This is a genomic window from Algirhabdus cladophorae (assembly GCF_044772865.1).
Lineage (GTDB): Bacteria > Pseudomonadota > Alphaproteobacteria > Rhodobacterales > Rhodobacteraceae > Algirhabdus > Algirhabdus cladophorae.
In genome coordinates, this window is the sequence record NZ_CP173029.1 from 2,228,358 (window position 1) to 2,252,689 (window position 24,332).

The 24,332-nt window shown below is 54.8% G+C and carries 20 protein-coding genes; 9 read left to right on the plus strand and 11 right to left on the minus strand.

The genetic code is table 11. The features are described from left to right. Window positions 1-20: 20 nt before the first annotated feature. Window positions 21-668, plus strand: coding sequence for a VPLPA-CTERM sorting domain-containing protein (locus tag ACIRQ6_RS10660; RefSeq protein ID WP_420860567.1), 648 nt, complete (start codon window positions 21-23; stop codon window positions 666-668). Window positions 669-754: 86 nt separating this feature from the next. Here the strand turns inward: ACIRQ6_RS10660 and ACIRQ6_RS10665 are convergent, their stop codons facing one another. Then, a complete protein-coding gene (locus ACIRQ6_RS10665; RefSeq protein ID WP_420860568.1) occupies window positions 755-1,957 on the minus strand; it encodes a DUF2218 domain-containing protein in 1,203 nt (400 codons plus the stop codon). A gap of 97 nt (window positions 1,958-2,054) precedes the next feature. Here ACIRQ6_RS10665 and ACIRQ6_RS10670 point away from each other — a divergent pair, with 97 nt between their 5' ends. The 4 genes from ACIRQ6_RS10670 (at window position 2,055) to ACIRQ6_RS10685 (ending at window position 8,532) form a co-directional block, all read left to right on the plus strand. Beyond that, entirely contained in the window at window positions 2,055-2,930 is an 876-nt protein-coding gene (locus tag ACIRQ6_RS10670) for a LysR family transcriptional regulator (RefSeq protein ID WP_420860569.1), read from the plus strand. Between the two features lie 137 nt (window positions 2,931-3,067). Further along, a complete protein-coding gene (locus ACIRQ6_RS10675) occupies window positions 3,068-3,748 on the plus strand; it encodes a Crp/Fnr family transcriptional regulator (RefSeq protein WP_420860570.1) in 681 nt (226 codons plus the stop codon). A gap of 117 nt (window positions 3,749-3,865) precedes the next feature. Then, a complete protein-coding gene (locus tag ACIRQ6_RS10680) occupies window positions 3,866-5,455 on the plus strand; it encodes an NAD(P)-binding protein (RefSeq protein WP_420860571.1) in 1,590 nt (529 codons plus the stop codon). Beyond that, window positions 5,452-8,532: an AAA family ATPase gene (locus ACIRQ6_RS10685; RefSeq protein WP_420860572.1), complete on the plus strand. Its 3,081-nt coding sequence runs from the start codon at window positions 5,452-5,454 to the stop codon at window positions 8,530-8,532. Before ACIRQ6_RS10680 ends, ACIRQ6_RS10685 begins: the two co-directional genes overlap by 4 nt. Here the strand turns inward: ACIRQ6_RS10685 and ACIRQ6_RS10690 are convergent. Beyond that, the gene (locus tag ACIRQ6_RS10690; RefSeq protein ID WP_420860573.1) at window positions 8,525-10,615 is read right to left on the minus strand and encodes a calcium-binding protein; all 2,091 of its coding nucleotides are present in this window, start codon (window positions 10,613-10,615) and stop codon (window positions 8,525-8,527) included. The genes ACIRQ6_RS10685 and ACIRQ6_RS10690 overlap by 8 nt on opposite strands. A gap of 308 nt (window positions 10,616-10,923) precedes the next feature. Between ACIRQ6_RS10690 and ACIRQ6_RS10695 the strand changes: the two genes are divergently transcribed. After that, window positions 10,924-11,739: a siderophore-interacting protein gene (locus ACIRQ6_RS10695; protein ID WP_420860574.1), complete on the plus strand. Its 816-nt coding sequence runs from the start codon at window positions 10,924-10,926 to the stop codon at window positions 11,737-11,739. Between the two features lie 56 nt (window positions 11,740-11,795). Here ACIRQ6_RS10695 and ACIRQ6_RS10700 read toward each other — a convergent pair whose 3' ends face one another. The 3 genes from ACIRQ6_RS10700 to ACIRQ6_RS10710 are packed head-to-tail and all read right to left on the minus strand — an operon-like array spanning window position 11,796 to window position 14,759. Further along, entirely contained in the window at window positions 11,796-13,157 is a 1,362-nt protein-coding gene (locus tag ACIRQ6_RS10700; protein WP_420860575.1) for a TRAP transporter large permease, read from the minus strand. Beyond that, window positions 13,154-13,693: a TRAP transporter small permease gene (locus ACIRQ6_RS10705; protein WP_420860576.1), complete on the minus strand. Its 540-nt coding sequence runs from the start codon at window positions 13,691-13,693 to the stop codon at window positions 13,154-13,156. The genes ACIRQ6_RS10700 and ACIRQ6_RS10705 overlap by 4 nt, the downstream gene beginning before the upstream one ends. Window positions 13,694-13,748: 55 nt before the next feature. After that, a complete protein-coding gene (locus ACIRQ6_RS10710; protein ID WP_420860577.1) occupies window positions 13,749-14,759 on the minus strand; it encodes a TRAP transporter substrate-binding protein in 1,011 nt (336 codons plus the stop codon). Between the two features lie 192 nt (window positions 14,760-14,951). Between ACIRQ6_RS10710 and ACIRQ6_RS10715 the strand changes: the two genes are divergently transcribed. From ACIRQ6_RS10715 to ACIRQ6_RS10725, 3 genes are all read left to right on the plus strand, one after another. After that, the gene (locus ACIRQ6_RS10715; protein WP_420860578.1) at window positions 14,952-15,710 is read left to right on the plus strand and encodes a GntR family transcriptional regulator; all 759 of its coding nucleotides are present in this window, start codon (window positions 14,952-14,954) and stop codon (window positions 15,708-15,710) included. Window positions 15,711-15,719: 9 nt separating this feature from the next. Then, window positions 15,720-16,997 carry an alkyl sulfatase dimerization domain-containing protein gene (locus tag ACIRQ6_RS10720; protein ID WP_420860579.1) on the plus strand — a complete coding sequence of 426 codons (1,278 nt, stop codon included), beginning with the start codon at window positions 15,720-15,722 and terminating at the stop codon, window positions 16,995-16,997. Window positions 16,998-17,086: 89 nt separating this feature from the next. After that, a complete protein-coding gene (locus ACIRQ6_RS10725; protein ID WP_420860580.1) occupies window positions 17,087-18,268 on the plus strand; it encodes an OsmC family protein in 1,182 nt (393 codons plus the stop codon). Between the two features lie 17 nt (window positions 18,269-18,285). Here ACIRQ6_RS10725 and hpaH read toward each other — a convergent pair whose 3' ends face one another. From hpaH to ACIRQ6_RS10755, 6 genes are read right to left on the minus strand one after another with little or no spacing between them, the layout of a single operon-like run. Continuing rightward, window positions 18,286-19,086, minus strand: coding sequence for a 2-oxo-hept-4-ene-1,7-dioate hydratase (gene hpaH, locus ACIRQ6_RS10730; protein ID WP_420860581.1), 801 nt, complete (start codon window positions 19,084-19,086; stop codon window positions 18,286-18,288). Beyond that, window positions 19,083-19,937: a fumarylacetoacetate hydrolase family protein gene (locus tag ACIRQ6_RS10735; RefSeq protein ID WP_420860582.1), complete on the minus strand. Its 855-nt coding sequence runs from the start codon at window positions 19,935-19,937 to the stop codon at window positions 19,083-19,085. Before ACIRQ6_RS10735 ends, hpaH begins: the two co-directional genes overlap by 4 nt. After that, window positions 19,934-21,331, minus strand: coding sequence for a pyridoxal phosphate-dependent decarboxylase family protein (locus ACIRQ6_RS10740; RefSeq protein WP_420860583.1), 1,398 nt, complete (start codon window positions 21,329-21,331; stop codon window positions 19,934-19,936). Before ACIRQ6_RS10740 ends, ACIRQ6_RS10735 begins: the two co-directional genes overlap by 4 nt. 14 nt (window positions 21,332-21,345) lie before the next feature. Next, window positions 21,346-22,329: a 3,4-dihydroxyphenylacetate 2,3-dioxygenase gene (gene hpaD / locus ACIRQ6_RS10745; RefSeq protein ID WP_420860584.1), complete on the minus strand. Its 984-nt coding sequence runs from the start codon at window positions 22,327-22,329 to the stop codon at window positions 21,346-21,348. Further along, window positions 22,329-23,840 (minus strand): 5-carboxymethyl-2-hydroxymuconate semialdehyde dehydrogenase, encoded by a 1,512-nt coding sequence (gene hpaE / locus ACIRQ6_RS10750; RefSeq protein WP_420860585.1) that lies wholly within the window; start codon window positions 23,838-23,840, stop codon window positions 22,329-22,331. The genes hpaD and hpaE overlap by 1 nt, the downstream gene beginning before the upstream one ends. Further along, window positions 23,840-24,226: a 5-carboxymethyl-2-hydroxymuconate isomerase gene (locus tag ACIRQ6_RS10755; protein WP_420860586.1), complete on the minus strand. Its 387-nt coding sequence runs from the start codon at window positions 24,224-24,226 to the stop codon at window positions 23,840-23,842. Before ACIRQ6_RS10755 ends, hpaE begins: the two co-directional genes overlap by 1 nt. Between the last annotated feature and the right edge of the window lie 106 nt (window positions 24,227-24,332).

A 24,332-nucleotide genomic window follows, 5' to 3' on the forward strand; every position in this document is an offset into this window, starting at 1 on the left:
TTGTGTGGAAGGATATTGAAATGACTTTGAAAGGCCTTTTTGCTGGGATTATCCTTAGCTTGGGCACAGCGGTAGCGGCCAATGCCGCGTCGCTGGGGTACACAGCCACCGACCCATTTGTGTCTGGCGAAGGCACTGTAGAATTCACAGACGACGGTACGCTTGGTGATCTTTTGGCATTTGGCATGTCTGTTGACTCTGCCTCATCTACTTTGCCCGGCTCGCTAACCGAGTTCGACTTTACACTGGATCAATACACGTTGGGTATGCCCAACGACGGTAACGCAACCGGCAGCTTCTCCCTTTACGACGACTTGCTCAACGAAGTGGGCAGCGACAGTGTTATCGGGATCGGCTTTGTCAATAACGTTGTTGAAATCGCGTTCAATTCCGTAGAAGCGTTTTTGGGCAATGGGACTGATGTGTCCCCTGCCGCCAGCATGGTGGCACTGCTTGAAGTGAAGTTCGATTTTGGTGCCAATTTTTCGGGCAACCCGTTTTCAGAGCTTGCTGAAATGAATGCTAACGGCAACATGGAAGTCTTTGCAGCCTACAAATTGTCAGCTGTCGAAATGTCGGCCGTGCCTGTTCCCGCAGCCTTGCCGCTGTTGCTGATTGGCGTTGGCGCCTTTGGCGTAGTACGCCGCCGGAAAGCTGTGACTGCCTAATCGGAAAACCGTTTCTTACAAAAAGTGCCCGCTCGGATCCGAGCGGGCGTTTTGTATTCTAGGTCTGCTTAAGACTAATCGAGCGCTTAGCCCTGCCAGTATTCTGAAATCAGGCTCAGCAGGAATTCACCACCATATCCCGGGAATTCAGCCTTGAGGGCTGCGATTGCATCATCAGGTGTGGCGGAGGTTGTCATAACATTGTCCAACACTTTGAGGTAGGCAATTGCTGTGTCCAGATCCCCACGCGTTGTGGGCAGACCGTGACCGACCAACAAGGTGTCACAGGCTGGATCATCGCGCAGTTCTTCAAGAATTTTGATCCAGTTCATCCGGTCAACACCGGGCGCAAAGTAGACGCCGTTGTAAACCAAATCCTGCACGATGGCGACTTTCTGGTCGGGCAAAACAGCCACAGCTATGTGCGGTGCTTCGGCGTTTTCGTAGTGACGGATTTCAACTGGAACACCGGACATTTCTGTCATGCCTGTGACCAGATCAGCACCGTTCAAAACATTGGTCGGCTCTGGCCATTGGCCGCCTGTTGCTTCGCCCCGCAAGCCGTCGCGCACCTGCGGCAAGGTCGAGAAAGACACGCCTTCGATGAACGATGCACCACCCCAATGGTCGGGATGTTCGTGGCTGATATAGGCCATACCGACAGGCTTGCCTGTGGATTGGATCAGGGCCGAGACTTCTTGGGCGGTGGGGGGTAGCATTGTGGCATCAACCACCAGCAACTGGTCATCAAATTCGACAATGTGGCTGGTCACATTTACCGCCTGTGCGGGTGAGACATAGGTGTGGAAGGTCACGCCACCCTTGGAAAAGCTGTGAACGGTGCCAGCAGGCAAATCGCCTTGGGCCACAGCAGCTGTTGGGGCAAGGCCCGTGCGCAACAAGGCCGCCGCGCCAACAGTAAGTGTCACGCCCTTAAGCAGATCACGGCGGGACAGTTCAGATGTTTGAGTGGTCATGGTAGATCCTTTTGAATGGATGGCATCACGCAGGTCACGCTGCCATGTCAGGGTTGGATTTTCACGAAAGGCAAAACGGACAAGATGGCTTGCAACAAGCTGTTCTGAGCGCGTTAAATCAGCGGATGCACCGCTGACGGTGATGGTTAGAACACCAGCGTTTGCGGTCATCTGACAGGTTCCAAAGGGCAGCGGAACGGTCATTTCGGACGCGTCATGCTGTGTCGGAACGCCTTGACCGAAATGCTTGCCAAGCAGCTTTAGATACTTGAAGGCATTTGGAGTGGTTAGAGTGAGCGTGCTGTTTGCCAAAAGTCTTGTCCTCGCTTTCATGGGGATTGATCTACCAGTCGATTGGCCTTTCGATTAGACACTATTCATCGGCATCATTATTCGATAAATTAGAAAGATGATTGAAGACTATCGCGGATTGGGAATTTTCGTGGCTGTTGCCGATGCCGGCAGCCTCAGTGCTGCTGGGCGACGGTTGAAGTTATCGACCTCGGTGGTCAGCCATCACCTGTCGCGGCTTGAGGCAAAACTGGGCGTGACCCTGTTTTTCAGATCAACCCGCGCCCTGACCCTAACATCCGAGGGTCAGGCGATGTTGGGCCCTGCCCGGCGCATGGTCGAGGCCGCAAGCGAGGCACTGGACAGTTTAAGCGACACCGCGCATCAACCGGTGGGGGCTTTGCGCCTGACCCTGCCTGCCTTTGGGGATCGTAGCCCAGTGCATCAGGCCGTCTGGGCCTTTGCGCGGGCACATCCGATGGTCGCTTTGTCGATCCACACCACAGATTTGCCAGTTGATCTGGTTAAGGAAGGGTATGACCTAGCGATCCGTTTGGGTGCCTTGTCCGATGGCCCGTTCAAAAGCAAACGGATCGGCAGTTTTCAGCGGACGTTGGTGGCCTCCCCCAGCTATCTGGCCACGCGCCCTGCAATCAAAGGGATCGCAGATTTACAAAGCTGTGATTTTGTCTCGCTTTCCATGGTCCCTGATACAATTGCGCTGCTGAAACAGGGGCGCGAAGTTTTGTTTGAACCAGAAAATATTCGCCTCGAAGTCAATTCTGTTGCCGCAGCCAAAGCCGCTGCCCTGGCCGATCTTGGGGTCATGCGCCTGCCCCGTAGCGAGATCGGAACCGAAGTCGCCACTGGCCAACTCACCGAAGTGTTGCCAAGTTGGTCCCTGCCAACCCTTGGGGTCTATGCGGTTTGGCCTGACATTGGGCCGCAGAAAAAATTGACCCGCCGGTTGATAGATTTCTTGGACAAACTCTAGATCAAGGGCCTTGTAAAACCGAGTAAGGACAAATGCCGCCAAACAATATCTGTTGACGCAATCACCACCTCGGCACATGCTGCGCCCTGCAGACGGATAGCGATATTTGGCTTAGACCTTTTGGAAATGGATCGCTGATGGTTTTTGAGGATGCACAACATCAAATCTTGGAAAAGTTGAGGTCTTTGGGCCATCCAAAGGCGCATGAAAAAGGCGATGTTCTGATGCGGCGCGGCGATTTGGGCGACGCCTTGGTCTTGCTGGACACCGGCCGCGTCGAGGTGAGCATTAGCACGGTGTTTGGATCCAAGTCTATTCTGGGCATCTATGGACCGGGCACTGTTTTGGGGGATATCGCCTGCCTTGACGGCAATGAACGCAGCGCAGATGTCAAAGCCCTTGAGCCACTCACGGCACTCTGGATCGCCCGGGCAGATCTGATGCGTTTGGTCCGCGAAGACGGGCACACAGCCCAGCTTATTATCGAAGCGCTTTGTCAAAAGGTGCGCAATGCCACCGAGGTGCTTGAGTTGCGCGTTCTGACGACCGCAAAGGCCCGGTTGGCAAATGCTTTGCTTCGGCTCATGGAAAGCGGTGGCGAGGATGCCACTGCGGACGGCACGCCCCCTAAAACCGGACGAATTAGGGTCAGTCAGTCATGGCTTGGCAACTATTCGGGCTTGACCCGCGAGAACGTCAACAGACAGTTGCGCAACTGGTCTTCCGAGGGTGTGGCGCGGTTTGAGAATGGCGAAGTCATCGTTCTGAATTCCGAACGATTGCTGGATGCTGCTTTAAACGACGACGCTGGCGCCTAAGGCCCGCAGAGGCCACATCAAAGCGATGAAATAATTGACTTTGGGACCGCCTTGGATTGAACTGCCCTTGGGGTAATTTGATATATCAATTTCGTTGGACACTTGGGGGTGAGACACATGGATGTCACGGCAAATATAGCGATTATAGGCGGCGGCATCTCTGGCCTTTCACTGGCCTACACTTTGTCTAATGCGGACAATTTTAAAGGACACATTACCGTCTTTGAACGCTCGGCCACGTTGGGCGGCAATGCCGACACCGCGCGCGTCCATTTGGGCTATGACCACCAAAACGGAATCGAATTCACCCGCCTTGCGGACCTTGGGGTGAACGACATCAACCTCGGTTCATACCCTAAGACCCGTGCGGCGATGCAAGACATTGGATATCTGCCCTCCGACGGCACGCTTGGCGATCCCTCCGACGACGCGACCTTCCTTTGCCCCTTGGAAGATACCGTCTGCTTTTTTACGCCGGACAGTGAAGAGATTTGGACCAAAGACTCGTTCTTGATGGACACCTCCGTCGAGGATCGTGCGGCAGTCGTGGACATGCGGTTTTCCTTGGATCACCCAGACCATAAGATCCTTAAAGAGGCAGAAGCCAGTTTTATGAAAACGGCCGCGATGGATTACGCCGATGAAAACGCGGGTGCGGAATATTGGGATTTTACCACGGCAGAATACGTGGCCTATTATGCGCAGCGTCACGTCGTGCCGCCCGAGATCTTGGAAAAAGTCACCCGGCTGTTTTTGCTGCCGCGCATTTCGGCCATGTATTTTGCCGATGAAGTAAACGGTGCAGCCCAAATGCCGTTCCGAGGTGTAATGAGTTATTACCGCCTGCAAGAGGGTTTTGGCACCGATCTGGACGCGGATCGACGTTATTTCAAATATGGCTCGCAACACTGGATCAATTTCTTGGCCAAGCACCTAGAAAGCGAACATGACGTCAAAATCGTCCGCAATTTTGACGCCAGGATTGTGGGCGATGGCAAGGACGGTGTTCTGGTCTACAGCTTTTTCGACGGCCAGCCCAGCCAATCTGCCCCCCTGCCCTTCGACAAAGTGGTGATGGCGGCCCATGCCGATCATCAGGTGGACAGCTTCATGCCCAGCGATGACCCGCTGCTCGATGACGAGATGGCGCAAAAAATGCGCTCGATCCGGTATTCTGCCAGCCTGTCTGTCGCCCATACATATGCAGGACTTTTGCCAGCCAATGTGGACAGTTGGCGCACCTACAATGTGATGATCCGCGATCCCGATGACACGGCCCTGCCCCATCCGTACCAAATGACCTATGTCCAGAACCGGCATCGAAATGACCGGCTGGATAAAGCGTTTAATACCTACGGGTTGCCGACATATTTTGTGTCCCTGAACCCCCAAGAGAAAATCCCGGCGAAATACATCTTGGATGTCACCGAAGAGGACCGCGCGCGCAGGATTGCAGAACGCCCGGGCTATTCCACGACCTTGTCCGCAGATTATGACCGCGCAGACAAGGCCATTGCCTATTTCAGGCATACAGTGATCACCAAAAACCTTTTGGATATTCAAAAGGAGCTACCAGCCTACCAAGGCATGGCCGGGGGCCGGGTGTATTTTGTGGGTTGTTGGACATTGGGCGCTGGCCTGCACGAAGAATGTTTCAAACAGGCAGGTTTGGTGGCCGAGGATATTCTGAGCCCACAACCAACATGAGTGTCCAAGCCGTATTGATGCAAGCCGGGCTGGATCAATACTTGGGCCAGTTTGAAGAAAACGACATCGACTTGCCTTTGGCGATCCAGCTTACGGATACGGATCTCAAGGAAATTGGCATTACGTCCCTTGGCCACCGGCGCAAATTGCTGGCGGCCTTTGCCGGGCCACATGGCCATGACGCAGTGATCGAGCGGCGGGATGTCGTGATTACCTTTGTGGATTTGGTTGATTTCACCACACTCATCCAAGGCACAGATCCCGAAGACGCTTATGCAGTGATCCAAGCGTTCCTGAACCTTGTTGACGAAGAAGTACGCGCCAGCGGCGGCACGGTTGAACGCCATTTGGGTGATGCAGTCATGGGTGTTTTTGGTGCGCCCTTTGCCATGGGAAACGAGGCATTGCGCGCAGTGGAATTTGCCGCCGGTCTGCATCAGCGCGTGGCGGAACTTGGCCGGCAGTATCATCAAGCCCTGAAAATTCGCATTGGTGTAGCCTATGGTCGTGTGATCATGCGACAGGCCCAAGGCGAAGACATCAGTGTGGTCGGTGCCTCGGTTAATCTGGCCGCGCGCCTGTGCAGTGAGGCGCAAGCGGGGCAAACCCTGCTGTCTTCGGATGTAACTGCGGCCTGTGGGCGTCAGATTGATGTCGGACCTGCACAAGTGCACCAACTCAAAGGCTTTGATGAACCGATGAAAAGCTTTGCTTTGCAAAGCTACAGCGCGGCTGACACACAAACCCTTGTTGGGCGCACGGCGCAAATCACCTCATTTGCCGACGCATTGCAGCGCACTCGGGATACTGGCTGTGGCCAATTGGTCGTGTTGCGCGGCGAAGCCGGGATTGGAAAATCAACGGTCCTGCGACAGTGGCTCAGCCAAGCACGCCTTGCAGGCTTTGGTCATCATGTGGCCCATATCCAGAACTTTGGGGCCGCCCAAACCCGCGAGACCCGCGCCAAGATCGTGGCCCAAATAGGCCCCAGGGCCGAACTTGCCCCCGAACAAATGCTGTGGCTGCTTTGGGATCCAAGCCGCAGTATTTCGGACAACGATAGCACCGTCGTCGAGGCCGCCAGCCCCGAAGCACAGATGCAAAATCGCCGTCTTGCCTTTGAGGCCATGATGACAGCCGCCTGTGCCCATGACCCTTTGGTACTGGCCTTTGAGGACGCGCATTGGGCAGATGCAGAAATGCTAACGCTACTGGCCGAGTGTTGCGCCTTGGCCCAACGTATTCCGCTTATCGTCGTGGCAACAAGCCGTTTAGAGGGCGATCAGCTAGACGCCACGTGGTTAAGCCAAATCGCCCCGACAAAAGTCAGTGCGCAAACACTGACGCCGCTCGACACACAGGACTGCCGCGCATTGGCCAGTGCCGTTTTGGGGGATGATCAAGATGCCCACGATGCTATTGCGCGATCTGGGGGGCATCCGCTCTATCTGGAACAGCTATTACGTCACGGTCAGGAAAACGCCAAGGCCAGTCTGCCCCATTCCATTCATACAATCATTCAGGCGCGGTTGGATCTGCTGGATCAACAACACCGGCGCGCGGCCCGAGCCGCCGCAGTATTGGGGCAACGGCTGGATCTTGAGGCCCTCCGTACAGTTTTAAGGATGCCGCAGTATGACCCGGGGCCGCTGATTGATCGGCGCATTTTACGGTTCTCCAGCAATGGGTTAGCGTTTCATCACGCCCTGATCCGCGATTGCGTATATAAATCAGTCTTACGCGAAGAACGCACCGAATTTCACCAAGCTGCAGCTGAATGGTTTGCGCCGCGCGATTTGGCATTGCGGGCCGAACACTTGGCTCAGGCGAACGATCCTCACACCCCCAGTGCCTACCTAGAGGCAGCTCAACAGGCCAGTGCGGCTTGGCATTACGCGGATGCCGCACATCTGTGTACCAGCGGGTTGCACCACAGCCCCGACCCAGATCTGCGGGCCCAGTTGTTGATCGCCCAAGCCGCGGCACTGTTCCAACACAATCAGCCAGAGGCGGCTCTCAACGCCTATCAAAAGGTGCAAACCTTGACCTGTCGCAAAGTGTTTTACCTTGAGGCGGCCCTTGGTGAAATAACTGCACTGCGCCTCGTGGACCGCGTGCAAGAAGCGCAGGCGCGCATTGATGCAGCACGGGCCTTAGCCGAGACAGGTACGCATGATCGCGTTCTGTCGCATCTGCACTATTTGCAAGGTGCGTTGCTATTTCCCACTGGCGATTTCGAAGCCTCGCTGGCCTCCCATGACAAGGCGCTTAATCTTGCGCGACGTGTGAACGACCCGGAACGGATCGCAGATGCCCTGTCTGGACGCGGTGACGCCCTTTATGCGCAGGGTCGCATGGCGATGGCTGGCGACGTGTTTGGCAGTTGTCTGGATCTTTGCGAACAACATGGGTTAATGCGGATCAAGGCGCAGAACCTGTTTATGCGCGGCACAGTTCGGATTTATGCTTTGGATTGGGAGGGCGCGCTTGAGGACGCCTTGCAATCTGCGGGGCTTGCCAAAGCCATTGGAAATGCGCGGGCCGAAGTCGTCTCGCGGCTGACGGCGGCGTGGGTCTATGCCTGGACAGGTGATTTAGAGGGGGCCAAAATCGAAGCCCAGACCGGACTGGATGTAGCCACAACCGCCGGTGCGATACGGTTCAAGCCGTTTTTGTCCGAGGCCCTTGGTCATGCGCTGCTTTTGTCTGGCGAGCGACCGGCCGCGATCACATGTTTGACCCAAGCTGCCAAGGATATGCGCGAGGTCGGTGCCCAGCAATTTATAGGGCCTTGGATTTTGGGATCGCTGGCGTTGGCTTTGGGACCATGTCCACAACAAACCGATCTGTTGGCCGAGGCCGAGGAGATTTTGCAAAACGGTGCAATCGGCCACAACCATTTTCAATTTCGACGTTTGGCCATCGATGCAGCCATAGAGGCGGGCGACCGACAGGCCGCCCTTGCCCAAGCACAAAGGCTTGAAACCTTTACCAAAGCTGATCCAACCCCGTGGTCGGATCAACAAATTGCCCGCGCCCGGGATTTTGCCGCCCGCGCACAGGTTTCGCCTAAATAAAATCTGCAACGGTTAAGTCACCGGCATCTGTGGTCTTTAGAACAATCGTCAGATCCTCAACACTGATCATAGTGTCAGAACCGTCTTGTTCGATTGTCAAATCGGCAAAACTCGCGCCTTTGATTTGCAACATATCAACGCCGTCTTCAAAATCGTAGACGGTGTCTGTGCCGCCCTTTGTGGAGAATACGAACACATCTTCGCCCTTGCCACCTGTGAGACCATCATCGCCCAAGCCGCCGTTTAGGATATCATTGTCCCGACCGCCGCTAAGCTTGTCATCACCATCGTCGCCATAAAGCGCATCTTCGCCTTGGCCGCCGATCAGTTTGTCGTTGCCGCGCCCGCCACTGAGGGTGTCGTCGCCGTTGCCACCATAAAGCTGGTCTTTGCCGCTATCGCCCCACAGTTTGTCATTGCCTGCCCCGCCAATAAGGATATCGCGATCGGCGCCGCCACTCAGCTTGTCATGACCCGTGCCGCCCAGCAGCAGGTCATTGCCTTTGCCACCGATGATATCGTCGCGCCCTGCGCCGCCACTCAGCATATCGTCTAGATCTGTGCCTGTTAGGCTGTCATGCCCACCGTTGCCGTAAAGCAAAGCACCGTTCATAAAGCCGCCATCCTCAGTTGGGGCCGCCCCGACAAGTTCTTCGGCAGCATCTGTTCCAAAGTACGTTGCCATGCCTTCGTCAGCGAGGGCCCCAATTTCATCGATGGGTGCAAAGTCAAGATCGATGGCTTCCAATGCGGCCACTGTGGCTTCGATTTGCTCGATCAGCGCTGCCAGATTGGCGGAAAGGTTGGCCAGCACATCATTGATGTCCGTAAAATCATCGATGTAATCGCTAAACGGATTAAGCGCATCGATAATGGGCTGCATGATGCTTTGGATCACTGATTCAATCGGACCAAGGATCGGGGCCAAAGCCGTTTCCAGCAATTCCATCGGGAGATTGGCAAGGCCAAGGATCAGATCGATGATCTCTTGCACATCCTCACGAGCAACGGGCGAGAAGATCTCTTTGAACCCGGGGATCGGTACAGTCACCGGTGGCACCCAAACCTTTTTGGTACGCAGCGGATTTGACCATGTGGGATCAGGGACCGTCAGCCAAAATCCGGGCGTGATGGTCTCATAACCCACAATTATTGGCAAAACCTTTGGGGGGTTTTCAAAGATGGTAAATATGCCCTCGATGGGGGCCCCGATGACATTGGCCACATCCAAGAACCCTTCGTAGGGATCAACCAAAGTATCGAGAACGGCTGTGATTGACGTGATGGGTGCCAACAACGCATCTGCTTGTGCCACCAAATCAAGAATATCGTCGCTGTCCGGCAGAAGCTCGGTCAGATCCTCTATATCGGCAAGGCGCGTGTCGAGTTCCTCAAGGGCATTTTTCGACCGCACGTCGAATTCGGCAAACGCATCTTCGGCATAGCCAAGCGCCATTTTCTGAAGGCCCTTACTGTCAGCCATATAGTCGTCGACCAAAGGAACAGCCCGGTCATGAAAGGCAGCTGTCAAAGCTGTGGCTGCAACACCCAATCCGGTTACAGCGGTAAACCCAACAAACGCCTTTTGACTATAACTATGCAGCGTTTCCATCGAGGTATCTGCGGCCTTGCCTGCGGCCTCGGCTTGAGTGACCAGAGGATCCAGCAGCTTAAGCGCGTCGTTCACTTCTTCCCAAAGCGCGTCAATGTTCAACCGCTTCACGCCCGTGCCGATATTTGGCAAAAGCTCCATCAATTTGGTCATTGTCTTGCCCTCTTGGGCGGCCTCTAATGCGTTAGCAATTTTGATCTTTTCTCCTAGAACCTTCATCGGGCCCAACGCGCTGCTTACCGGATTATTTTCAGAATATTTCATCATTCCATAGCTAAGGCCGGTCAGCCCCAGCGAGGCAAACGACCCAATAGCCAAACTGTCTGTAACAGAAAGACCAGTGTCTGGATCCGTCGGATCGGGCACACCATCTTCGCCCGCGGTTCCGGTTCCAGAAAACAGTTCAAACATCTTGAGGCTGTCTTCGCGGTTCAAAAAATCATTTCTTATGTTGTCAATAAATGTTGGCATAACCCGCCCTCCATTGGCAGAAATTCGTTCGCTCAGTCGGCTCTAAACCACCGTTCAGTGTGTGATGGCGGGGAACGATTGAAATGGTTTGCCCCCCATATGGTAACGATACGCCAGACCAGATTGTGTCGACCAAAAGCATCTTGAGACAGACCTTGAAGGACTTACGCGCGACAAGGTGTGTTGCCGATCACACCCCAGCCAAAAAAGTGCAAAATTCGTAAATTTTTGCCGAGGGGCTTGTTTCGCTGGAACGGCGCCCCTATTTCCGACTATAATAATCAGGAATAGCTTGAACTGGAGATAGAATGAGCCTTTTATCTGGAATACGGCAAACGGTGCGTAAGGCCACCGGCCGCCCGGGTCCGCGCCTTTTGACCGTAAAGAAGGCTTGGTATCTTACCCCAAATATGATCCGCGTCACCTTTGCAGGCCCCGAACTGGAAGGATTTCCAGAGGGTCGTGAAGGCGGAAACTGTAAGTTGATGTTGCCAGACACCGGCGAGGATCGCGACACCTTTGCCGCCAGACTAACCAGCGGCCCACCACCTGTGCGACGTACCTACACCGTGCGCCATTACCGCGCCAACGTTCACGAGCTGGACATCGATTTCGTAGCCCATGGGGACAATGGTCCTGCATCCAGATGGGCAAGCCACGCGAAACCGGGTGATTTCCTCGGATTTATGGGACCGAGCCCATCAAAAATGACCGACTTTGATGGCGATTGGTATCTGGTGGCTGCAGATCCATCCGCGATCCCCGTGGCCGCAGCAGCGCTTGAGGCAATGCCGCGCGATGCCAAAGGGGTGGCGGTATTCGAAGTGACCGCTGCTGAGGACGCGCAAGAGATTGCCGCACCAGCCGGCATCGACATGCATTGGCTGGTAAAGCCCGATCCAATGGCTGCCTCTACCCAGCAAGAGGATTTCATCCGCGCGCTGGATTGGCCAGAGGGCCGCGTTCAGACCTGCATCGCAGGCGAGTCGACTGTCGTACGCAACCTGCGCGCCTTTTTGCACCAAGAAAAGAAATTGCCCCGCGAGGACACCTATATCTCGGGCTATTGGAAGATCGGCTTGATCGAAGACGAACACCAAAAAGCCAAGCGCGCCGAAGGCTAAAGGCCCCTGATCCAGCGGGGGCCTGGGCTACGTCGCCTTGGTCCAAGCCCCCCTGGCTAACCGCCCACAAGGGTTTGGGGTAAGAACAGCGCTATTTGTGGAAAGAGGATCAGCAGCCCGATCATGGCAGCCATGGCAAACCAAAATGGCCAAATGCCGCGGAAAATCTGACGCATTGGCACTTCTGGGGCGATGGATTTGACGATGAACACGTTTATCCCCACCGGCGGACTTATCATCCCCATTTCAAGCACGATCACCACGATGATCCCAAACCAGATCAGATCCCATTCCAATCCAATTGCAATCGGGATGACAACGGGGATCGTTAAAACCAGCATCGCCATGGATTCCAAGAACATCCCAAGGAAGATGTAGACAAGGATGATGATCAACAACACACCCATATCACCAATAGGCAAAGACGTCAGCAAAGTTACCAATTGCGCCGGCACTTCCGTCAGGGACATGAACGGGATGAACACAAAGGCCCCAATGATGATCAGGAATACCGTCGCTGTCGCGTTCATCGTTTGAATGATCACATCGCGGATCGCGGTAAGGGACAAGGATCTGCGCCACGCCGCTACTACGAAAGTGAAAAAAGCCCCGACGGATGAGGCCTCAACCGGTGTGAAAAAGCCAGTGTACATGCCGCCGATTGTGGCACAAACCACAGCAAGGATCGGGGCCGCGCGTAGCAGAGACTGGCGTCGTGCTGGCCAATGGGACCGCTCGCCGCGCGGGCCTGCTTCGGGGTTGCGGACCACCACCAAATAAATCGCCCCGATGAACAAAAGGGTCAGGATGATGCCTGGAAAGACGCCTGCCATAAACAACCTGCCGATAGACTGTTCGGTTAGAACTGCGTAGATGATCATGCCGCCCGACGGTGGGATCAAAAAACCCAGCGTTCCGCCAGCTGCCACTGATCCCGTGGCAAGGCTGTCTGCGTATTTATAACGCTTCATTTCTGGCAGGGCGACGCGTCCCATAGTGACTGCCGAGGCCAGCGAAGACCCCGAAAGGGCGGCAAAGCCTGCGCAAGCAGCGATCGTGGCCGAGGCCAAACCGCCACGCAAATGCCCCATCCAACGGTAGGCGGCTGTAAAGAGGTCATTGGACATGCCCGAAACCCCCGCCAAAGCGCCCATCAGCACAAACATCGGGATCACCAGCAGGTTAAAGTTTGACGCCGCCTCAAAGGTCTCGCCAGCGAGGTTAGAGTAGGCGATTTTGATCCCACGTGCCCAGGCTTGATCAGAGGACATGCCGACGGCGATAAATTTATTGGCGTTGGCGACCACGGTGCCCACAAGGCCCACAGCCAACATCGACAAGGCCACCGGCATCCGAAGAGCCAGCAAAACAAACAAAGCCAGAAGGCCCAAAATTCCCAAGAGGGTCATGCTGATCATAGCCCGTCTCCCCCGACTTTCAGAGTAACGACGCGATCCGACCGCAAGAGTTGCCAGATATCGAGGACCAGCACCACGGCATAGATCCCCATAGAAATGGACAGAAGGTAGTAAAAGGGCTGGAATGATATCAGCAATTGTTGCGTGGTCTCGCCAAATCGGACGGCCGTGCCACCCGCATGCCACAGCCGCCACGACATGATCACCAGCAAGACCAACCCACCCAGTTTCATCACGATCATCGACCATTTGGCAAACGCCGCCGACATTGAATTTTCGAGCACTTCAATTTCGATATGGGCGCCAGTTCGCGCGCCTAATGGCACAGAAAGGGCCACGATCACCACCAACGACAGTATCAAAAGATCCTCTGCACCGACGATCGGAGAATTGAACGCTTTCCGCATAATCAGCACATTCCAGACGGAAAACACTGTCATAAAGGTTAGGGTCACACCGCCGCAAATCAGCGAAATCCACGTTAGGATCTTGTCCAAACCAGCAATGATCGCAGGTACTTTTTCGTCTTGTGACATCGCCCCCTCCCCCAAGAAGTAAATGCAGGAGCGTCAAGCACCCCTGCATTTGGTTTTATTTATTGATCGCGTCGTAGATCTCTTTCGCGTTGGTGATGCCGCGCTCGTTGTAATCAGCAAAGATTGTCTCGAGGCCAGCAGCCACAGCCGCATCCATTTTGGCGCGTTCCGCGTCAGACACTGTAACGATTTCAAAGTTTTTGCCCGACGCCTCTTTCATCATCATGAAAGACTTCTTATCAGCACCGTCAAACCCGGATGCTAGCTTCATTGAAGCTGCCTCACCTGCCAAATCATCAATGATTGCACGGTGTTCATCACTTAAGCCTTCATAGCGTTCACGGTTCATCACCACAAAAATAACGGCGTGTTGAACGGGCACGTTTTGCACAAAGTGCGTGCTGACATCCCAGAAGTTCCAAGGCGGTGTCATGTTGTTGGCGGTGGCATAGGCCCCGTCAATGGTGCCGGTCGACAGGCCCGTGTACATCTCAGTCACTGGCATTTGCACGGGAACCGCGCCCATGGCTTCGATGATCGGCGTGGTCAGGGCCGCATAGGGCACGATCTTTGCGCCTTTCATGCCGTCCAAGGTCGACATGTCTTTGGTCGAGGCGATGGCGATACCTGCAGCCGTGGTCAGCGCAATGACTTTCACGTCGGAATATTCATCCGCGAGGTGTTCATCAAAGACTGCTAGAATACGCTGAGTTGCTTCAGCGGAACTGGTGGCTTTGCCCGGAGGAATTGCCAGCATCGTTTTGGGGAAGATCGCGGGCGTATAGGCCGAAACACCAAAGGTAATGTCAGCAACACCTTCTACAGCACGTTTATATTGTTGAACCGGTCCGGCCCCAAGTTGACCCGCAGGGAACAACTTCATGGTCAATGATCCGCCCGAGCGCTTTTCAATTTCCTCACCGAACCATTTGAACATCACTGTATTCGAGTGGTGTTGTGGCGGCACGAATGTCGCCACTGTCAGTTCGTCACTGCTTGCTGTTTGTGCAGAAAATCCAATCGCAGATGCAAACGCAAATGCCATGCCGAAACGTTTAAAACTCATTTTATCCTCCCAAGGTTGGCTTATCGGGTTGTGCTGATTTGGGATCCCAAACTCCAATAAGGATCCCATCACGAACCGAGTCTTACTTGATTTAGGCATTATACTGGATCCCAAATCAAGAGAAATTCGATAAATAGGGGATTTTTTCGAAAATGCGCTTGACTTTGGGATCCCAAAATTCGCCAATGCGTCATGGACTCGATAGATACAGAACTCGCGGCGAAAATCCGCAATGACATCATTTATGGCGTGCACCCCGAGGGCGAGCGCCTGTCCGAGGCGAAACTGTGCGACATTTACAAAGTATCACGTACGCCAGTCCGGCTGGCCTTGCGGATCTTGGAGCGCGAAGGCATCATCCGGCGCGGTGAAGGACGTGGCTATCACATCCAAAGCCCAACAATCGCAGACATTTTGCAAGCCGTTCAAGTGCGTGGCCATCTTGAAAGCCTCGCTGCGCGTTTGATGGCATTGTCGCCGCACAAAGACGACCATTTGCCAGACATGGCTAAGGCTATTCAAACGATAGATGACTTGATTGGTCTTGGCCGATTGGACGAACCCACCATTCGACAGATGCAAGCCGCGAATGAGGTGTTCCACACATCCATTCTGGATGCCTGCGGGAACGCCTATATCGGCTTTACCTGCAAACAAATCAGCCACTTACCCATGCTTGCAGCCGGATCCATGGTGTTTGACCGTGGCGTTCTGGAATCACCAGAGAACCTGGAACGCGGGCTGTTTCGCTTGCGCTTGGGCAACGCCCAGCATCAGGTCATCTTTGATGCCGTCAAAAGCGGCAACCCAGTCCGCGCCGAGCGTATGATGAGCGAACATTCACACACTATGGTCGAATACATCGAAACCTTTGAAAAACGCGACAGCAGTTTGACGGTGTCAGACCTTGTCGCCTATTCCGCCGCAGACTTCACATTTCCAACAACCTAGAGCAAACCGATGCCAGCACATCCAGACCTTGTCGCGCAGAACGCGCAGTTCACCAAAAAGATCCACCATATCGCAGGGCCGGTATATAGCGCCGTAGGCTATGCCGCTTCGAATGTGCATTTTCTGGTGGGCGAGGCAGGCATTGTCCTCATCGACACCACGGAAACGACGCAGGCCGCCGAAAACATCTTCGCGGATTTTCGCAAAATCAGTGATCTGCCGATCACCACGATCATTTACACCCATTCCCACAGGGATCATATTTCCGGCGCCACGGTCTTTGCCGAAGGGCGCGATGTTGAAGTGATCGCCGCCGATAACTTTATGTCCGATCTGGTAGACGTCGACACCACGCGCCCTGCCCCGAATGCAGCCCTTATGACGCGCACAAAACGCCATTTTGGGATCAGTTTGGCCCCAGACGAACGGATCAGCGTTGGCGTTGGTCCCGGGGATCGGCCAATGAAAGGCATGGGGGCCGGATATATCGAACCGACCCTGCGCATTTCCCAAACAACCCAGATGACCCGCGAGGGGTTTGATCTGGAACTGGCCAAGGCACCGGGCGAAACGCCAGATCATTTGGTCGTATGGTGGGCGGGTGAGCGCGTGCTTTTCAGCGGCGACAACTTTTATCACGCCTTTCCGAACCTCTATGCAATTCGCGGTACCCCGTATCGCGATTTTGATGCTTGGGCCGATGCGATGGATCAATTGATGGCCTATGAACCAGCGGTCTTGGCGCCGGGTCACACCCAGCCCGTTCTGGGGCAAGAGGCAATTAAAGCGGCCCTCACCGACTACCGCGATGCAATCCGGTTCGTTGTCTCGCACACGGTTGAAGGCATGAACGCGGGTTTGGATCCGATCACAATCGCTGCAGATCTTAAATTGCCAGAAGGATTGCGCGACAAACCCTATTTGCAGGAATTTTATGGCCATGTGGGCTATGCCAGTCAGGCCTACTTTGCCGGAACCTTGGGGTGGTTTGATGGCAATCCGACCAGCCTTGGAAAATTGCCCGCAGCCCGTGAGGCCACAAAGTTTATCGCGCTGACCGGAGGGGCTGCTGCAGTAGCGGATGCAGCAAAGCAAGCCTTGGCTGAGGATGATACACAGTGGGCTTTGGAACTGGCCGACCGCCTGATTGCAGCAGACAGCAACGCATCAACCGGACGCGCAATCAAAATCCAAGCGCTGCATATTATGGCGGATAGAACGGTCAACGCGCCGACGCGCAACTACTATATTTTGGCTGCCCGTGAGTTGAGAGAACAAGACAGCTAAGCGTCACTGCGTAAGCCTTCGGCGCGAAAATCAATGCAATACTGCAAGGATCACATGCCTTGCAAACGATGGGATGAGGGAGAAACCCAATGGCAAAGCTTGGTGAAGATCTAATTGGGGCCAGTGGGTTAGACCCGTTCTTTAAGGTTACAAACCCTGAAGAGGTCTCTATCGATGCACCGGAAAATCGCAAGGGCGACGCCCTACGCACATGGGTGCGTTCGCTAAGTGGGTTTCAAAAAGAGGCTTTGGTCAGGTCGGCCAAAACCGGTGAGACATGGAGATTGGTATCTGATGAAGGACCCTATCTAAACGGCCACGATGCAGCACCCTGCCCCTTGGCCTTTTTGTCCACTGGGATGGCCGCAAGCTTTATGAATGAGATTCTGGCCCTTGCGAAAATTCAAGGCGTTGAGATCCGCAAACTCAAGCTGATCCAAGATAATTACTATACCATGAAAGGCTCGATGCCGAAACGCACCATGGTGGGTGGCGCTGAAAACATCGATCTTCAGGTCGAAATTGACTGCGATCTGGACGATGCGGCGCTGAACGAATTTTTGGTCAATGCGACCTACGCCTCCCCCTTGAACGGGTTGATGCGCGGCCAGTTGGAAAGCCTTTTCAAGCTGGGTAAAAATGGTCACGAATTGGCCACAGCCAAAGTGGCTGAATTGGATGGTCCTCTGTTTCCAGATCCGGGCGATCACTTTGCAAAATCCGGCGCCGGGGCCAGCGACCAGACCTTGATGGAACCTATCGGACCCACGCCGAAAAAGGACGTGGTGCTTGGCACCGTGGCCGCCGCAGGCAGTCTGGCGGATGAACAAGACCGCCGCCTCAACATTGGCGCTGTGGCTATTTTGCGCGAGGACGGGATCAAAGAGATCCAGCAGATGCAATATTCGCCTTATGGCACCTCGTTTCGGTTCCTCAGTTCAGAGGATGGGCGCGCACCGGACGCCAATACGTTGATTTCAGCAGGTATCGGTTTTTGCTTTATGACTCAGTTCGGGCGGTTTGTATCGATGTTGAAACTTGATCTGCCGGAATATCGCATCGTGCAGGATACGCATTTCAGCCTCGGTGGCGCATCTGGCGGCACGGGCAAAGCGGGTGAAGCCGATCCGATAGAGACCCATGTTTATCTGGAAACCAGTGAAAGCGATGAGGTGGCGAAAGAAATGCTGGATATCTCGGAACAGACCTGTTTTCTGCACGCGTTTTGCCGGACCGACCTCAAGACAAAACTGCGCATAAAACGTCTATAGCACTTCGGCTTTGCGGGTCACTCAAAGCCGATTTTGACCTCACCAAAGCGACCAAAGTCTGCGTGAATATCCGTCCCTGACGGACATTCAACGGGCCTGATAAAACTGCCTGACAGAATGATTTGGCCTGCTTGAATCTGTTGGCCATAGTGATCCATACGGCGGGCCAGCCAAACGACGCTTTCTACCGGATCGTTCAAAACGCCCGCTCCCAGACCGGTTTCTTCGACCTCGCCATTGCGCGCCGTTATGGCCCCCACCCACCTTAGATCAAAGGCGTCCACCGGGTGACGTTTATCCCCCAAAACCACCCCAGCGTTGGCGGCGTTATCGCTGATAGTGTCAAACACTGTGCGGGTTTTGCCGGTGTCTGCATCCACGCGGCGAATACGGGTGTCGAGGATCTCCAACGAAGGGGCCACGTAATCCGTGGCTGCCAAAACATCGTCGCGGGTGACATTTGCGCCGGACAAGGGCGCCTTCATCACAAAGGCAATCTCGGCCTCGACACGTGGCTGAATGAACCGCCCCTTGGGGATCTGGGCCCCGTGGGCAAAGTGCATATCGTCAAACAATATGCCACTGTCCGGCACATCGATGTTGAGCGCGTATTGCATCGCCTTGGATGTCAGGCCAATTTTCCATCCTATCACGGTGCGACCTGCCTCTTGCTTGGCCTCGGCTAGCGCGGTTTGGATCGCATAGGCGTCGTCCATGCCAATCTGCGGGAACCTTTGCGAAAGCAGGCCAATCTGGGTGCCGGTTTGTTCCGCACGCAAAAGATCTGCGGCAGCGGCGGCGTGATCTTGCGGTGTCATTGGACCTCGTCCTGAACCGTGTTGCGCAGAGTGCCGATACCTGTGACCTCAACCTCGACAACATCACCGGGAACCAAGAAACGTGGCGGATCAAAGCGGGCCCCCGCACCTGTTGGTGTGCCAGTGACGATAATATCGCCAGGTTCCAGCGTCATAAAGGTCGAGATATATTCGATCTGCCGCCGGATCGGGTGGATCATACGAGCCAAGACATCATTCTGACGCACCTCGCCGTTCACGCGGGTGATCAGCCGCGCATCATCCAACTGCGCAGGATCTGTAAACGGCACCAGCCAAGGCCCCAAAGCCGCCGATTTGTCCCAGTTTTTGCCTTGGGTCACGTTGAACTTTGCGTGGCGCACCCAATCACGAATTGTGCCTTCGTTACAGATGGTTAAGGCAGAGATGTGATCATACGCATCCGCCTGCGAAATGCGTCGCCCGCGCTTGCCGATCACAATCGCCACTTCGCCCTCATAGTCCAATGCTGCACTTTCCGGTGGGCGTATCAACGGCTGATTATGCCCCGTGAACCCACTGGAAAAGCGCGGGAACAGCGACATATATTTGGGCAATTCAGTGCCGTCTTTGTATTCGGCATTCCTGTCTGGAAAATTCACGCCGACGCATAAAATTCGGCGTGCCTTGGGCAAAACCATCGCGTATTCAAATTCTCGATGGCTGACCGGGCGATCTTTGGCAGCTACGGCCAGATCATCCAAACCACCCGCGGCCACCACATTAAAAAGCGTGGGCCATTGTGGAAAATCCGCGGTCAGGGCGATCATGCCATCCTCGGTGGCCACCCCGTAAAGTTCTTGGCCCTCGGCTAGAAAGCTTGCGTATTTCATGAAATTTTGCCCCAAACATCTGTTATGACATCATGCGCACTGATCACATCCTGTCGTGTTGTATCAAATTGCCCGACCTGAAACCTGATGACGCGGCGCCCCTCGAACAGGCCCTGCGTGACGTAGATCCGGCCATCATCGTTCAAAGCATCGACCAGCTGTTGTTGCGCGTCATCCCCGCCCGGACAGCGGAAGGTAAACAGGCTAAAAAGAGGCTCAGTCACAATTTCAAAACCATTTAACGCGCGTAAGGCTTCGCATAATTCTGCGGCCCAAAGGATATGGTTGCGCATGCGGTCACGCAGGCCTTCTAGGCCATAAGAACGGATCAAAAACCAGATTTTCAGGGCTCGAAACCGCCGCCCCAAAGGTATGGTCCATTCGGAATAATTGACCACAGCTTCGCCCGTTGTCTTGAGGTATTCGGGTTCGATTTTCAGTGTATTCAGTTGCGGTTGCGCGTCCTTAAGGAATTGTACGGAACAATCAAATTGCGCGCCTAACCATTTGTGCGGGTTAAAGACGATACTGTCGTAGCCCTCAACGCCGGCCCAGAAATCGGCGCGCAATTCGGGACAGATCATGGCCGCACCGGCCCATGCGGCATCCAGATGCGTGTAGAGATCCTCGGCTTGCGCAACCTTCAAAAGTGGGCCCAAAGTATCGCAGGCCCCAACGCCCGTCCCGCCAGTGATCGCGATCAAACCTGCGGGGGTATGGCCCGCCGCACGATCTGAGGCGATTGCGGCCTTTAGCGCGTCTACATCCATGGCCATGCGCGGGCCTGATGTTTTGATCTTGACCAGATTGGCCTGACCGATGCCCGCAACCCAGCACGCCCGATCAATCGAAGAATGGACCTGATCCGAGCAGTAAATGCGCAGATTGCCTTTGTTTGAAAGCCCGTCACGGTTGCCGGTATAGCCTGTCGCCCGCTCGCGCATGGTCAGTACCGCTGACAGCGTTGCTGAGGACGCACTGTCTTGGATCACGCCGGTATAGGGTTTCGGCAGGTTCAGCGCGTGCCGCAACCAATCGATCATTACGCCTTCGACTTCGGTGGCCGCAGGTGAAGTCTGCCACAGCATGCATTGCGCCGCGACCGTCGTGACCAGCATCTCGGCCAGCATCGACGGGGGCGCTGCATTGGCAGGGAAATAGGCAAAGAAACGCGGGTGCTGCCAGTGGGTCATCCCGGGCATCACGATAGTTTCGAAATCCTCCAAAATGGCGTCCATGGCCTCGCCAGCCTCTGGCGGCCTGTCCGGCAATTGCGCGGCCACGGCCCCCAGTTGGGTTTGCGCCCGCACAGGAAGGTCCCGCAGGGTTTTGTGATAATCTGCCCCCCACTGCGCGATATGTTTGCCCCAGTGGGCGAATTCATCCCATTCCATGCGTTTTCCTACCCCTAAGGCGCAATGATCGGCGTGGCCGCCAGCTGGGCCTCGCGCGGTGCAACTGATGCAAATTCACTGCCATGCTCAAACCAGCTTTTGGGGGCAGCAGCCCCCCACAGGGTTTGGCGTTGCGGATCTTTAAGGTCCCATTTGATTGGTTCCAAGTCTGGATCGACGGTCTGGTAGTCTGAACAGTAGATCTCGATCCGGTGGCCATCTGGATCAAGAACGTACAAAAAGAATGCGTTGGAAATCCCGTGCCGTCCGGGGCCGCGTTCGATATTGCCCACATACCCCGTCGTGGCCATCAAATCCAAAAGATCGATGATATTCAGGGGCGTAGGCACCCAAAAGGCCACGTGGTGCAGGCGTGGCCCCCGACCATTGGTAAAGGCCATATCATGCACCCCACCCTTGCGGTGCATCCATGCCGCCCAAAGTTTCCCACTGTCTGCATCTTCGGTATATTCCGTCACGCGGAACCCGATATCGTTATAGAACGCGACAGAGGCATCCACATCAGGCGAAAAGCAATTGAAGTGATCAATGCGCAGCGGCTTGACCCCACGATAGAGCGCATATTTCTGATGGATTGGCTCTAGACGGTCCATCTTGTGATAAAACTCCAGCGGCACGCCCATGTTATCCGTTGTCAGCAGCGTGCGCCCCTGATAGGCGCGCTGCACCCATGAGGTGGGCTGGCCTTTGGCCGAAAAATACGCCTCTGCGCGATCCAAGTCTGCCTCATCAAAGGTTTTGAACCCCAGCACATCCACGGTCCCCGCCTTTTGTGACTTTTGCAAAATGATGCAGTGATGGCCGCGTTCCTCCATGGCGCGCAGATAGACGTGTTGATCGGTTTCATCCGTTATTTGCAGCCCCAATATCTGAGTATAGAAGGTTTTGGACGCGGTCAGATCCTTGACGTTCAGACAGACATGACTGAGGCGGATCGTATTGAAATCAGGATAAAGGTTCGCTTCGGGGATCGGCATCACAGGGCTCCCAATTTGGGGATTTTGTGCTGTCCGGTGGCAAATCCGACGTGTTTTTGTTCCATATAGAATTCAAAGGACCAATCACCGCCATCGCGCCCGATGCCGCTGGATTTCACACCGCCAAACGGCGTTGGTAGATGGCGCACATTCTCGGAATTGACCCAAATCATGCCTGCCTCCAATTGGTCACTGACCCGGATGGCGCGGGTCAGATCATTGGTCCAAACATAACCCGTCAGCCCGTAAGCCGTGTCATTGGCGATCTGCAACGCGTCTTCTTCGCTCTTGAAAGGAATGGATGTCAAAACCGGTCCAAAAATCTCTTCTTGCGCAATACGCATCTGGTTGGTGGCCTTGGTAAATAGCGTGGGCTGCACAAAATACCCCGGCCCCTGAGGGGCCTGTCCGCCAGCGGCTACGGTAGCGCCATCTTGGAGGGCGATATCGAAATAGCTGGTGACTTTGTCAAAATGTTCTTTGCTGATTAAAGGGCCCACTTCCGTGGCCGGATCCAACGGATGCCCGACCTTGATGGCATTGACCCGTGCTGTCAGTTTGGCCTCAAATTCGGCGCGAATACTGTCTTGGATCAGAAGGCGCGAGGAAGACGTGCAGCGTTCCCCGTTGATCGAGTAAATCATAAAGATCACAGCATCCAAAGCACGGTCTAAGTCCGCGTCCTCAAACACAATAACAGGGTTTTTGCCGCCCAGCTCAAGATGGTTGCGTTTTAGGGTATCGGCGCCTTGTTTGGTGATCATGCTGCCGGTCTTGCTTTCGCCCACAAAGGCAATTGCCTTGATTTTTGGGTGCTCGCACAGGGCTTTACCAGCGTCGTCGCCAAAGCCATTAACAGTGTTCAAAACCCCCGGTGGCAGGCCAGCCGCCTCGGCGATTTCGACCAATACACGCGCCGTGAGCGGCGAAGCCTCGGCCGGCTTGTGAACCACCGTGCAGCCGGCTGCCAAAGCCGGGGCAATTTTCCAAGTGGACAGCATAAAGGGCGTGTTCCAAGGCGTGATCACCCCTACAGGCCCAATGGGCACACGGCTGGTGATGTTCATCAAGCTGGGGGATTTCATGTGCTGACCATCGCGGGCCTGCACAACTTGATCCGCAAAATAGCGAAAGTTTTCGGCCCCGCGGAGGGCTGCTTTGGACATAAACCGGAACGCTTGGCCGGTGTCCCAGCACTCCAGCAGGGCGATTTCCTCGGCCCGGGCCTCGATACCTTCGGCGATGCGGATCAGAATTTTCTTACGTTCCGTCGCAGGCATATCCCGCCATGCGGCAAAGGCATCGCTGGCAGCAGTTGCAGCCGTATCGATATCCGCAGCGACGCCATGGGCCACATTGCAGATCACGCTGGCGTCCACAGGTGATAGAGTCTCAAACCACCCGTTGCCCCCCGCGCGATCCTGACCGCCAATACGGTTCAAAATACCTGTGTCTCGGAACCGTTCCAGATAGCCGTTCAGCTTGGTGCAATTGTCGTTAAAATCTGTCATCACCCATCCCCTAAGTATGCCCGCACCGTCCCGAATTTCAGCGAAAATTCGGGGCTGATGTCGCGCATTTCTGCCGAGAGTGCCACTGAATGTGTTGCCAGGACAGGGGCCATAAACGTTTTTAGTGCGCCAAAGACTTGCTGAAGGGCTGCGATTTTGACATCACTTGTGCGGCCTTCTCGTAAGCGGATCGACAGGTCAATGAACCCATGCTTGGGCTGACCATCCGCCATTGCATAGTGATCCACACGGGTTGCGCGAACCCGCACGCCTGCCAGCGGAAATGCTTCAATTTCAACGGCTTGGGCGCGTACAGCTTCGCACAGAGCGGAGATATCCACCGCATCCTCAAGATTCGCAGAATAGTCGATTTGGAAATGGGGCACAGCAATCCCTTAACATGTTAAGTATGTCGAGGCTAAGGAATCTACGGCTTTGTTGTCAAGTTTGATATCCGGTTTTGGCGATGTGGATTACAGCCCCGCAAGGCTG